This window comes from Halorientalis brevis (assembly GCF_042678165.1).
In the GTDB taxonomy this organism is placed as follows: Archaea; Halobacteriota; Halobacteria; order Halobacteriales; family Haloarculaceae; genus Halorientalis; species Halorientalis brevis.
The window spans coordinates 21,909-32,437 of the sequence record NZ_JBHUDJ010000002.1; the positions used below are offsets into that span (position 1 = coordinate 21,909).

Sequence of the window (10,529 nt, forward strand, 5' to 3'; positions counted from 1 at the left end):
CCACTCAATCGTCCTCGGTCGGCTCCGGCGTTCCCTGGAGAATGCCGCGGTGGCCGGTGATGGGGTCCCCCACGTGAACGCCGTCGTCAGTAATCTCGAACTCCCGGAGCGTATGCTCGAAGGAACTGACGCGCTTTTTCAAGACACCCGTCGTCTTCCGCAACTCTCCCTGGACCTCGAGATACTGGAGGAAGAGAATGTTGTCGGCGAGGTAGCTGATGCCGGCGTTGGTCACCTGGAAGTCGCCGGTAATCTCGTCGATCTCGTCGACCAGGATGACGGTGACGCCCATGTTCTTCAGGTACCGACACAGCGCGTGGAGTTTCCGGCGGAGCGCCGTCTCTTCGCCCTGGATCGAGAGGGTGTATCCTTTGACGCCGTCGATCATCACGACCTCGGTGTCGCGTTGTTCGACCTCTTCCCGGACCATCTTGGCGAACGCCTCGGGGGACTGGGTCAGCGGCTCGACCTCTTCGATTGCGAGTGACGCGGACTCGGTCATCTCGTTGATGGAAATGCCGATCGACTCGGTCCGATGGGTGAACGTCGACTCGCTCTCCTCGAACAGATAGATGACCGACCGCTCGTCGCGGGTCGCCGTCTGCTCGGCGAACAGCGAGCCGGTAGTCGTCTTCCCCACGCCGGTCGGGCCGCTAATGACGGTGACCGTCCCGCGCTCGATCCCACCGCCGAGAAGCGTGTCGAGGCCCGGGACGCCCGAGGAGATCTGCTCCGATTCGAACTCCTGTGAGTGAGCTTCCGGCACCAGTTCCGGGAACACTTCGAGCCCGTCGCCGTCGACGCGCAGGGAGTGAGTCCCTTTCTGACGGTCGGAGCCACGGAACTTCGGCACCGAGATCGTGCGCCGGCCGTCGTCGTTGTCGAGTTCGAGAATGCCGTCCGAGAGGAACTGGAGGTCGACGTCGGACGACGACGGCGTCTGCTGGGTCGTGTACAGCACCGTCGCGCCGCGTTCTTTGAGATAGCGCATGAACGCGAGCACCTGCTTGCGGAACTGATACTCGTCGGGCGCAAGATAGCGGAGTTGGGTCAGCGGATCGACGAACACCCGGTCGGGCTGGACGTCGTCGACGCGGTCGATGATCTCCTCGGTCACCGGCCTCTGCTCGACCTCGCTCGGCGAGAACATCTCGTAGGACTGGTCGGCCACGAAGAAGTCGGACTCCGGCGAGAGATCGAGCATCTCCACGTCTCCGAGGTCGAACCCGAGCGTCGCTGCGTTCTTTCGAACGTCATCCGATGACTCCTCGAGATTGATGAGCAGCGACGTCTCGTCGTCGCCGCCAGCAGTCAGAAAATGGAATCCCAGAATCGACTTTCCCGTCCCGGGAGCACCACGAACGAGATAGTTCCGTCCTTTGACAAACCCACCGCGAAGAACACCGTCGAGCCCCGGAACACCCGACGAAACGCGGTCGAGAGAATTGTCAATCATCTTCCGTACCGGTACGAAACGCGCGGTCTTGTATGTTCCCCCGTAGTTCCAGAATTTGAGATTATCTGCCAATATGAGGGGGTGGTTGCCGTCCGAGTGGCGTTACGGTGGACGAGTGAGCACCAGGACGTGCCTGGTGAGCGACCGATGGACGCGCCGCTCGAACCGGTCAGTGATCGTCCAGCCAGCGTCTCGCGCCGCCTCCGCCCAGGAGCGATCGGCCACGACGACCGCTCGCGGTGCCACGCGACGGGCTTCGGCGAGTGCGCCAGCCACCAGCGCGTCCAGGTCGCGATTGGCGATCTTCGACTGCCGGCCGTAGGGTGCGTCGAAGACGACCGCGTCGACGCCGTCGTCGGGGAGGGGGAGCGCCGTGGCGTCCCCCTGCATCGTGTCGAACGAGCCGGGGTCGGGAAGTCCCTCGTGGGGCTCCCCGCCGAGCAGGTGGGCGAGGTTCTCTCTGGCTCCGTGAGCCATCTTGGTCTGTGCGTCGACGCCGAGCACGTCGGCCCCGACCAGGCCAGCCTCCGCGAGCACCCCGCCGGTGCCGCACATCGGGTCCACGACCAGGCGGCCGGGACGGGCGCCCGCGACGTTGGCGAGCGCGCGCGCCAGCAGCGGGTCCATGCTCCCCGGTTGGAAGAACGGACGATCGGTCGGTTGGCGGGTCCCGAAGTCGCGGACGCTCTCGACGGCGAGCCAGCCCAGCGCGCACGTGCCCCCGTCGTCAGCGCGCGAGAACACCGCCTGTAACACGTGGTCGGGCTCGTCCAGATCCACGGCGAACCCGCGGTCGACGAGCACCTGGCCGAGTTCCCGCTCGACCGTCTGGGTGTCGATGCCAGTCAGGCCGCGGACGTCACGTGCGCGGACGGCGACCGATCCGGTGCGGTCGAAACTCGTCGCGTCGAGGAGCGCGCGTGCGCTCTCGACGTCCGGCTCCGTCTGCCCGAGGAGGTCGCTGGCGCGGTGCGTGTACGCCAGGCCGCGGACGCGCTCGGAGATGCCCCGTGCCGTGGCGAGACCTGGGGCGACGACGGAGACGTCCGTCGCTGCGCTCGCTGCCTCCCGCGCAGCGAACGCGTCGTCCTCACCAGCGAGTTCCAGGAGGTACACGCCCGCAGATGGCCGCCTGATCCGTATAACCCTCCCGGTCTCCCGCCCGAACGACCCCCCTGATAAACCCGGCCAACGCTGCCGGAAGCACCATACGATTTCCGACATATCAGTGAGAGGTATCAACCTTTATAAGCCTTAAATACGTGCTTTAAGTCGAGACATGGTTGACCCCAAGGAAACAATCAATATTGAGAACGTCGTCGCCTCGACGGGTATCGGTCAAGAACTCGATCTCCAGAGCGTGGCCATGGACCTCGAGGGGGCGGACTACGATCCCGAGCAGTTCCCAGGACTGGTGTACCGGACCCAGGAACCCAAGTCTGCGGCACTCATCTTCCGGTCGGGCAAGATCGTCTGTACGGGGGCAAAGAGCACGGACGACGTCCACGAGAGCCTGCGGATCGTCTTCGACAAGCTGCGCGATCTGAACATCCAGGTCGACGAGGACCCCGAGATCGTCGTCCAGAACATCGTCACCTCGGCCGACCTCGGTCGCAACCTCAACCTCAACGCCATCGCCATCGGGCTCGGCCTCGAGAACATCGAGTACGAACCCGAGCAGTTCCCGGGACTGGTGTACCGACTCGACGAACCCGACGTCGTCGCGCTCCTGTTCGGCTCCGGGAAGCTCGTCATCACGGGCGGCAAGCAGCCCGAGGACGCGAAAGAGGCCGTCGACAAGATCGTCTCGCGACTGGAAGAGCTGGGCCTGCTCGAAGGCTGACGCCCGCGCCCGAATCCAGTAACGCAGGCTACATACCGCGGCAGGACCAACCACCGGTATGTTTCCGTTGCAGGCCGACGTGACGGGTGGCGGCCCGCTGGCCATCGTGGTGACCTTCTTCATCGTCGCCGCCTTCTACGCGTTCACGCTTCATCTCGCCGCCGTCTTCTTCATCGGCGAGGTCAAGAGTCAGCGCGCGGCGTACGTCTCACCAGCGCCGACGATCGTCTCGCTGTTGCTCCAGCGCTACGGCGTCGATAGCGGCATCGTCTCGCCGGGCATCGGCGTCCTCGTCACCCTCGTCGCCACGTTCGTCGCCGACGCCATCGCCATCAGCTACGTCTACCGGCTCCGGTGGTCGTCGGCCGTCCCGCTAGCGGTTCTGCACTTCGCGTTCGCCGCCATCATGGGTATTGCCCTCAACGGTATTTTCGGGTTCGTCTAACGTCCAACCGCCCCCATACGTTTATCATCTGACAGACACAAGGGATGAAGAACCCGCGATGGTGTACCAGTGGCTGACGCTGGCCGGGACGCTGATCTCGCTGGCGCTCGCGCTCGTCGCCTGGCGAGCGCGGCCCAAACCCGGAGCCACGCCGCTGGTCGTGTTGATGGTCGCGATGGGACTCTGAAACCTCACACAGTTCCTCGCAACCGTCGCAACGAGGGTCTCGGCATCCCCGAGGACGAGCGCGACGACGTGTTCGAGACGGGGTACACCGACAGCGAGCACGGCGGCGCTCGCTTCGAGATCACTGGCGTGGACGTTCGCGAGACGACCCAGGAGCAGCTAATCGAAGGGTCGTCGCGAAAAAACGGAGTGTTCAGCGAGCGGTTCGACGGGGCGTGGAGCGTCCGTGCGCCCGTGGCGCACGGTTCACGCGACCGAATGGAACGAGGTCGCGCTTTTTTGGTCCAGATTTTTTACCGGGGGTTGAGCGCTCGCCGCAGGCGAGCGCGAGCCCTCCGGTAAAAAAGGTGGGTTTACATCATGCCGCCCATGCCGCCGCCCATGCCGCCCATGCCGCCGGGGGCGCCACCGGGGCCGCCTTCGTCCTCTTCACCCTCGGTGGAGAGGTCGCCGGCGGAGATGATGTCGTCGATCTTGAGCACGAGGTTCGCCGCCTCGGTGGCAGAGGAGACCGCCTGCTCTTTGGCGTGGGCCGGCTCGACGATGCCGGCGTCGAGGGTGTCTTCGACGTCGCCGGAGAAGACGTTCAGGCCGGCCTTCTCGTCGCCGTCGTCGTGGGCAGCACGCAGGTCGACGAGCGTGTCGATGGGGTCGAGCCCGGCGTTCTCCGCAAGGACGCGCGGAATGAGTTCGACGGCGTCGCCGAAGGCCTCGACGGCCAGCTGCTCGCGGCCCTCGACGGAGTCTGCGTAGTCGCGCAGGCGGCGTGCAAGTTCGACCTCGACGGCACCGCCGCCGGCGAGGACGCGACCGTCCGTGACGGTGGCTGCGACGACGTCGAGCGCGTCGTTGACGCCCCGTTCGAGTTCGTCGACGACGTGTTCGGTCGAGCCGCGAAGCAGGAGCGTCACGCCGTGGCTGTCGCCGCCCTCGACGTAGAACAGTTCGGCGTCCTCGTCGCGGGTGAGGTCGCCCGTGCCGAGGTCCTCGGCGGACGCGCTGTCGAGATCGGAGACGATGTTGGCCTCGACGACTTCCTTGAGGAACTGCATGTCGGACTTCTTGACGCGGCGCAGCGCGAGGACGCCCTCTTTGGCGAGGTAGTGCTGGGCCATGTCGTCGATGCCCTTCTGGCAGACGACGACGTCGGCGCCCGTCTCGACGATCTGGTCGACTTTCTCGCGGAGCTGCTGTTCTTCCTGCTCGATGAACTGCTGGAGCTGGTCCGGCGAGTCCACGGAGAGGGACGCGTCGGCTTCGGCCTCTTCGACCTCGACGGGCTGGTCGATCAGCAGGATGGAGGCGTCGTCGAGGTCCGTCGGCATGTCCTCGTGGACGGGGTCCTTGTCGATGACTGCGCCTTCGAGGAGCTCGGAGTCACCGGCGGAGCGGCCGGTCTGTGTCTCGATGTTGAGGAACTCCAGGTCCGTGACGTGGGAGCCGTCCTCGGCCTCGACGGTGACGGCCTCGACGGCGTCGTAGATGATCTGGCTGAGGTGCTCCTTGTTGAGCTCGGCGCCCTTGCCGGTCATGGAGGTCTCCGCGACTTTGCGGATGGTCTCCTCGTCGTCGGGCTCGACGGACTCGGCGATGTCGTCGATCTCTTCCTGTGCCTGCTTGCTCGCGAGGTCGAACCCGCGAATGATGGCCGTCGGGTGGATGTCCTGCTCGATGAGGTCCTCGGCCTGCTTGAGGAGTTCGCCTGCGACCGCGACGGCCGTCGTGGTCCCGTCGCCGGCCTCGTTCTCCTGGGTCTCGGCGACCTCGACGATCATCTCGGCCGTCGGGTTGTCGATGTCCATCTCCTGGAGGATCGTCACGCCGTCGTTCGTGACGGTGACCGATCCCATCGAGGAGACGAGCATCTTGTCCATCCCTTTCGGGCCGAGCGTCGAGCGTACCGACTCGGCGACTGCGCGGGCCGCAGCGATGTTGTGCTCCTGGGCGTTCTTGTCCTTCATCCGCTGGGCGTCGTCGCCCATGATGATCATCGGCTGACCTTGCATTCGCTGCTGCTGGCTCATAATCAAGCGAATGATTGAAAGTCCTTCTATATAAACCTATTGGAGCTGGTGTGAGCGACGGTCGCCCAGAGACGGTCCGGTCGAGCGGAGAACCAACGGATTGCGGCGCTGTGTCGACGCCGCGTTCGTCCCAGCCTCGGCTGTTGCGTCGCGGACAGCTTCACGACTGAGGCCAGTGTTTAAATACAAAGAATGGTGGTGCGTGACGACCGCGGGGCGGCGGCGAGCCGGCGTCTCAGTTCAGTCCGCGCTCGAAGTCGACGTTCTCGAACTCCGCCGGTCGCTCGCCGTCGGTCGCGTAGACGTACAGCGCGGTCTTGGCGATGGCACCCAGCGCGGAACTGAGCAAGAAGAACGCCAGCAGCGTGACCGCACCGATGGCGGCTGCGACGACGAAGCCGCCCGCACCACCGAGCGCGAAGAACACCGCGGCGGCGATGGCCAGGCCGACCAGCATGAACACCATCGAGACGAGGCCGACCCCGAAGTGGGCACCGGCGGTCTCTCCCCAGGTGTTCTTGAAGGTCTCACCGCTGCGCTTGAACATCTCCGTGACGCTGACGTCCTCGAAGACGATGACGGGGACGATGAAGTAGGTGACAATCGACCAGGCCGCGCTGAACAGCATCGCGACGACGTCGGCGACGATGTTGTCCTGCTGCTCGATGGCCCTGACGATCATCCCGACGATCGCCGAGATGACCGCCCACGCGAACAGCGGCCCCTTGTGCGTCCAGGCCTCGCTGAGACCCCCTTTGACAGACGGGTCTCGCCCCTGGAAGGCCTCACGTGCGCTGTACACCAGGCCGGCGTTGAAGAACGCCGCGATGAACGACGTCCCCAGGTACGACAGGAAGAGGACGACGATCCCCGTGGCGTCCGACTCGAACAAGCCGACGACGAACGAGCCACCGAACAGGAGTGCGATGTACAGCACCCCTGCGATTCCGCTGATCAGCGGGAACAACGCTAACTCGGGGTTCTTCCGGAGGACGCGGAAACTGTCCATCGACAGGTTCCACCCCGTTTTCAGGCGGGCAAAGATTCCCATACCGCAATTTTCACCGATCCATCATATACAAATTTTGGGTCGCCCGATAGCGAAGAACACCGGATATTGGCGGGTTTTCTCGTCGCTCCGGCTGGTGAACGGTGCGAGTGGATCACACTCGCCTCCTGAGCTTAAATGTCAGAGAAACGCCGGGACGGGGATTTGAACCCCGAATCCCGTAAGGGAACACGCTTTCCAGGCGTGCGCCTTACCGTTCGGCCATCCCGGCTCACGCGTATGTATCCGGGTTCGCCGTTTAAACCCTTCCCTTCGGCCTCGCCCGTTTCTGATAGGCGTAGGACAGCACCGCCGCGCCGACGACGACGGCCAGCGCCACGCCGAACTTCACGAGCCAGTCGACGCGTTCCATACTTAGCAGTTCGTACCCCTGGAGGAGCACGAGGAAGGACAGCCCGCCGATCAGCCCCCAGAGGAGGCTCGCCTTTCGGACCGGGTTCATCACTTCGTCGCGACCGCCTCGATCTCGATGCCGACGCCCTTGGGCAGGTTCGCCACTTCGACGGCACTTCGGGCCGGTGGGTCTTCGTCGAAGTACTCGGCGTAGGTGTCGTTCATCTCCTCGAAGTCGTCGATGTCTGCGAGGAAGACCGTGACCTTCAGCACGTCGTCGAGGGAGGAGCCGGCTTCGTCGAGGATGGCTGCGACGTTGTCCAGCGCCTGCTCGGTCTGCGTAGCGATGGGTTCGTCGTCGAGCAGGTCGCCGTCGGGCGTGAGCGGGATCTGCCCGGCAGTGAACACCATGTCGTCGGTCTCGGTCGCCTGGCTGTAGGCCCCGACCGCGGCGGGGGCGTCGTCGGTGCTGACGATACGTTTCATGTCCCCACGCGCGCCCGGCAGCGACTTAACTCCCGTGGCGTGCGCTGCTCACACCAGCACCTCGGTCTCGTACCCGTGGGCTTCCATCGCGTCGAGCAACTCTGCGACGTGCTCGTGGCCGCGGGTTTCGAGATCGAGTTCGACTTCGGCGTCGTTCATCGCGACGTTCCGTGACGTGCGGTCGTGCCGGATGGCGTAGATGTTCGCCCGCGACTCGCTGATGACCTGGGTGAGGTCTTCGAGCGCGCCGGGACGGTCCTTGAGGACGGTGCGGAGCCGGAGGTACCGGCCGGTCTCGATGAGTCCGCGCAGGATCACCGTCGTGAGGACGTTGAGGTCGATGTTCCCTCCGCTGAGCACCGGGACGATGGTCTCGCCGTCGTCGTATTCGAACTTCTCCTCCAAGATGGCCGCGAGCGGAACGGCGCCCGCACCTTCGACGAGGGTCTTCGAGCGTTCGAGCAGTTTCGTGACGGCGACGGCGATCTCCGAGTCGGACACGGTCACTACCTCGTCGACCCGGTCTTCGATGACCGAGAACGTCTTCTCGCCGGCGCGACGCGTCGCGATCCCGTCGGCGATCGTGTTGACGCCTTCGCGCTCGACGATCTCACCCTTTTGGAGCGACTGGGCGACGCTCGAGGCGCCCTCGGCCTGGACGCCGATGACCCGAGCGTCGGGCTTTTTGCCTTTGATGGCGGTCGCGACGCCGCTGATGAGCCCGCCCCCGCCGATGGCGACGACGACGGTGTCGACCGCCGGCAGGTCGTCGTGAATCTCTAACCCGATGGTGCCCTGGCCGGCCATGACCTGCCAGTCGTCGAACGCGTGGACGTAGGTGCGGTCCTCCTCGCGTTCGAGTTGGTGGGCGTACTCGGCGGCCTCGCTGTAATCGTCGCCGCGGAGGACGACCTCGGCCCCGTAGTTCCGGGTCGCCTTCACCTTCGAGACCGGTGCGCCTTCCGGCATGACGATCTTCGAGTCGGCGCCGATCCGCGTCGCGGCCAGCGCGACGCCCTGCGCGTGGTTCCCGGCGCTGGCCGTGACGACGCCGGCCTCGCGTTCCTGCTGGGAGAGGGTCGCGATGCGATTGGTCGCACCGCGGATCTTGAACGAGCCCGTCCGCTGGAACGTCTCCAGTTTCAGGTGCACGTCCGCACCGGACATCGCAGAGAAGGTATGTGAGTAATCGAGCGGCGTGTGTCGAGAGGTTTCCGCGACCCGGTCCTGTGCCGCCAGGACGTCGGCGAATTCGAGCATGAACTGACTTTCCACTCCTCGGAGATAGATGTTGGTGACCGACGCGGAGTGTCAAGCAACAAAAGGGAGCGTGTGACCGCATGCTGACTGGGACGCCGCTGGTACATAAATACCCGGGCGACGTCCGTCAGACAAAATCGCCAGAAGAAAGCCGTATATGACCTGCGTCAGACGGTAGACTGACGGACGTCACAGTATATAAATAGACAGTTGTTACGATGGTGTCACGTGAACGTCATGCGCGTCGACGTAGGCGCGGGCACGCTCCGCGAACGGACCAGTACCTGGCCACTCAACTGGCGCGTCCAGTGCCGCGGGATCGCCGACGTACACCGCGACGCTCTCCCGCGCCGCCTCGTCTGCGAGCGGGACGGTGACGCGGCTGTACAGCCCGCGGTCGACGCCCTCGTAGTGGTCGAGGGCGCGAATCTCGTCCGTCGACAGGAGCCGGCCCTCGACCTCGCCGCCCGGAGCGAGGGTCGGATAGGTGCCGTCGACACGGTGGAGCCCCGACAGAACGGCGTCACCGGCGTACTCGAACCTGTCGAGGACCGCGCTGGCTTTGTCCGGGTCGGTCAGCGTGCCGTAGACGAAGACGTTCATGCCCACGCGTACGCGACCGAGGGGTTTCAGCGGCGGGGTCAGAGTAGCGAACGCAGCGAGCGCGTCCGAACGCCGCACTGTTCGCGGAACTCGCAGGGCGAACACTTGGCGTCGCTGTCGACTCTGGCGGGCGGGCCGTCGATGGCGTCGGCGGTCCGGACCGCTTTCCGGTAGGCCGCCTTCCGCCGCGTGGTGAGCGGCACGTCCCGAACCACGCCGTAGGCCGGATACTCGGCGAAGGCCCGCTCGATCGGCGTCTCACGAGTCCAGGCGAGGGCTTTCGCCGCGGCGACCAGCCGGACGGACTGGGGTTCCCAGACGCCCTGTTCCGGGGGCTGGCCGGCGAACACCAGCGAGGGCGCGAGCGGGTCCTCGATGACCTTGTGGGCGACGCCGCGACACTCCCGGCCTTCGAGCGTCGTCTCGCGTTCGGGCGGGTCGACCAGTGCGTCCCAGCAGTCGAGGCGGGCCTTCGTCGCGCCGAGACGGGACCGGAACTGCGTGGGGGAGACCTCGATGGGGGCCGCGAGCAGGTCGGCGTCGCTGTCGAGCAGGCGTTCGTACTCGAAGGCGAGGCTGCGGCAGGCCGCGACCTCGTCGGGCACGTCCGGTGGGCCGGAGCGCCGACGGTAGTACAGCTTTCGCGGGCAGTACGCGGCCGTCTCGACGTCCCGGAAGGTGTGCATACCCGGCGCTGGTCCCGGATTGATACTTGAAGGTACGGACGGTGCGGAGCTGAGGCGGTCGCGGTTGCGGTCGCTGTGGCGGCGGCACACGCATCCGCCGCCAGAGGCGGCGGTTCACCGGTCGCGAGTGGCGGAGCC

At 65.5% G+C, this 10,529-nt stretch carries 12 protein-coding genes and 1 tRNA gene; 3 read left to right on the plus strand and 10 right to left on the minus strand.

The annotated features are described in order from the left end of the window. Positions 1-4: 4 nt before the first annotated feature. Together ACFR9U_RS03765 and ACFR9U_RS03770 are read right to left on the minus strand one after the other, a co-directional pair. Positions 5-1,456, minus strand: coding sequence for an ATPase domain-containing protein (locus tag ACFR9U_RS03765; protein WP_247376560.1), 1,452 nt, complete (start codon positions 1,454-1,456; stop codon positions 5-7). Between the two features lie 102 nt (positions 1,457-1,558). Beyond that, complete coding sequence (locus ACFR9U_RS03770) at positions 1,559-2,572, minus strand: methyltransferase domain-containing protein (protein ID WP_247376558.1); 1,014 nt, start codon at positions 2,570-2,572, stop codon at positions 1,559-1,561. A gap of 163 nt (positions 2,573-2,735) precedes the next feature. Here ACFR9U_RS03770 and ACFR9U_RS03775 point away from each other — a divergent pair, with 163 nt between their 5' ends. From ACFR9U_RS03775 to ACFR9U_RS03785, 3 genes are read left to right on the plus strand one after another with little or no spacing between them, the layout of a single operon-like run. Next, positions 2,736-3,299, plus strand: coding sequence for a TATA-box-binding protein (locus ACFR9U_RS03775; RefSeq protein ID WP_247376556.1), 564 nt, complete (start codon positions 2,736-2,738; stop codon positions 3,297-3,299). Between the two features lie 58 nt (positions 3,300-3,357). After that, complete coding sequence (locus ACFR9U_RS03780; RefSeq protein WP_247376555.1) at positions 3,358-3,744, plus strand: DUF7473 family protein; 387 nt, start codon at positions 3,358-3,360, stop codon at positions 3,742-3,744. 58 nt (positions 3,745-3,802) lie between these two features. Further along, the gene (locus tag ACFR9U_RS03785; protein ID WP_282594209.1) at positions 3,803-3,931 is read left to right on the plus strand and encodes a hypothetical protein; all 129 of its coding nucleotides are present in this window, start codon (positions 3,803-3,805) and stop codon (positions 3,929-3,931) included. A 352-nt stretch (positions 3,932-4,283) separates the two neighbouring features. Here ACFR9U_RS03785 and thsB read toward each other — a convergent pair whose 3' ends face one another. The 8 genes from thsB to ACFR9U_RS03825 form a co-directional block, all read right to left on the minus strand. Continuing rightward, positions 4,284-5,936 carry a thermosome subunit beta gene (thsB, locus tag ACFR9U_RS03790; protein WP_247377553.1) on the minus strand — a complete coding sequence of 551 codons (1,653 nt, stop codon included), beginning with the start codon at positions 5,934-5,936 and terminating at the stop codon, positions 4,284-4,286. A gap of 253 nt (positions 5,937-6,189) precedes the next feature. Continuing rightward, positions 6,190-7,005, minus strand: coding sequence for a DUF6159 family protein (locus tag ACFR9U_RS03795; protein WP_247376554.1), 816 nt, complete (start codon positions 7,003-7,005; stop codon positions 6,190-6,192). 147 nt (positions 7,006-7,152) lie between these two features. Next, a tRNA-Ser gene (locus ACFR9U_RS03800) sits at positions 7,153-7,234 on the minus strand. A 27-nt stretch (positions 7,235-7,261) separates the two neighbouring features. Further along, positions 7,262-7,465: a hypothetical protein gene (locus tag ACFR9U_RS03805; protein WP_247376552.1), complete on the minus strand. Its 204-nt coding sequence runs from the start codon at positions 7,463-7,465 to the stop codon at positions 7,262-7,264. Next, complete coding sequence (locus ACFR9U_RS03810; protein ID WP_247376551.1) at positions 7,465-7,842, minus strand: RidA family protein; 378 nt, start codon at positions 7,840-7,842, stop codon at positions 7,465-7,467. Before ACFR9U_RS03810 ends, ACFR9U_RS03805 begins: the two co-directional genes overlap by 1 nt. 48 nt (positions 7,843-7,890) lie before the next feature. Further along, positions 7,891-9,102, minus strand: a complete 1,212-nt coding sequence (gene ilvA, locus ACFR9U_RS03815; protein WP_247376550.1) for a threonine ammonia-lyase — start codon at positions 9,100-9,102, stop codon at positions 7,891-7,893. 213 nt (positions 9,103-9,315) lie between these two features. Continuing rightward, complete coding sequence (locus ACFR9U_RS03820; RefSeq protein ID WP_247376549.1) at positions 9,316-9,705, minus strand: gamma-glutamylcyclotransferase family protein; 390 nt, start codon at positions 9,703-9,705, stop codon at positions 9,316-9,318. 38 nt (positions 9,706-9,743) lie between these two features. Further along, the gene (locus ACFR9U_RS03825) at positions 9,744-10,391 is read right to left on the minus strand and encodes a CRISPR-associated protein Cas4 (RefSeq protein WP_247376548.1); all 648 of its coding nucleotides are present in this window, start codon (positions 10,389-10,391) and stop codon (positions 9,744-9,746) included. Positions 10,392-10,529: the final 138 nt, after the last annotated feature.

What these genes read in the sequence shown, in the direction of transcription:
- ACFR9U_RS03765 (WP_247376560.1), bottom strand. Translation starts at nt 1,456, where the DNA reads ATGATTGACAATTCTCTCGACCGCGTTTCGTCGGGTGTTCCGGGGCTC.
- ACFR9U_RS03775 (WP_247376556.1), top strand. Translation starts at nt 2,736, where the DNA reads ATGGTTGACCCCAAGGAAACAATCAATATTGAGAACGTCGTCGCCTCG.
- ACFR9U_RS03780 (WP_247376555.1), top strand. Translation starts at nt 3,358, where the DNA reads ATGTTTCCGTTGCAGGCCGACGTGACGGGTGGCGGCCCGCTGGCCATC.
- ACFR9U_RS03785 (WP_282594209.1), top strand. Translation starts at nt 3,803, where the DNA reads ATGGTGTACCAGTGGCTGACGCTGGCCGGGACGCTGATCTCGCTGGCG.
- thsB (WP_247377553.1), bottom strand. Translation starts at nt 5,936, where the DNA reads ATGCAAGGTCAGCCGATGATCATCATGGGCGACGACGCCCAGCGGATG.
- ACFR9U_RS03795 (WP_247376554.1), bottom strand. Translation starts at nt 7,005, where the DNA reads ATGGGAATCTTTGCCCGCCTGAAAACGGGGTGGAACCTGTCGATGGAC.
- ACFR9U_RS03805 (WP_247376552.1), bottom strand. Translation starts at nt 7,465, where the DNA reads ATGAACCCGGTCCGAAAGGCGAGCCTCCTCTGGGGGCTGATCGGCGGG.
- ACFR9U_RS03810 (WP_247376551.1), bottom strand. Translation starts at nt 7,842, where the DNA reads ATGAAACGTATCGTCAGCACCGACGACGCCCCCGCCGCGGTCGGGGCC.
- ilvA (WP_247376550.1), bottom strand. Translation starts at nt 9,102, where the DNA reads ATGCTCGAATTCGCCGACGTCCTGGCGGCACAGGACCGGGTCGCGGAA.
- ACFR9U_RS03820 (WP_247376549.1), bottom strand. Translation starts at nt 9,705, where the DNA reads ATGAACGTCTTCGTCTACGGCACGCTGACCGACCCGGACAAAGCCAGC.
- ACFR9U_RS03825 (WP_247376548.1), bottom strand. Translation starts at nt 10,391, where the DNA reads ATGCACACCTTCCGGGACGTCGAGACGGCCGCGTACTGCCCGCGAAAG.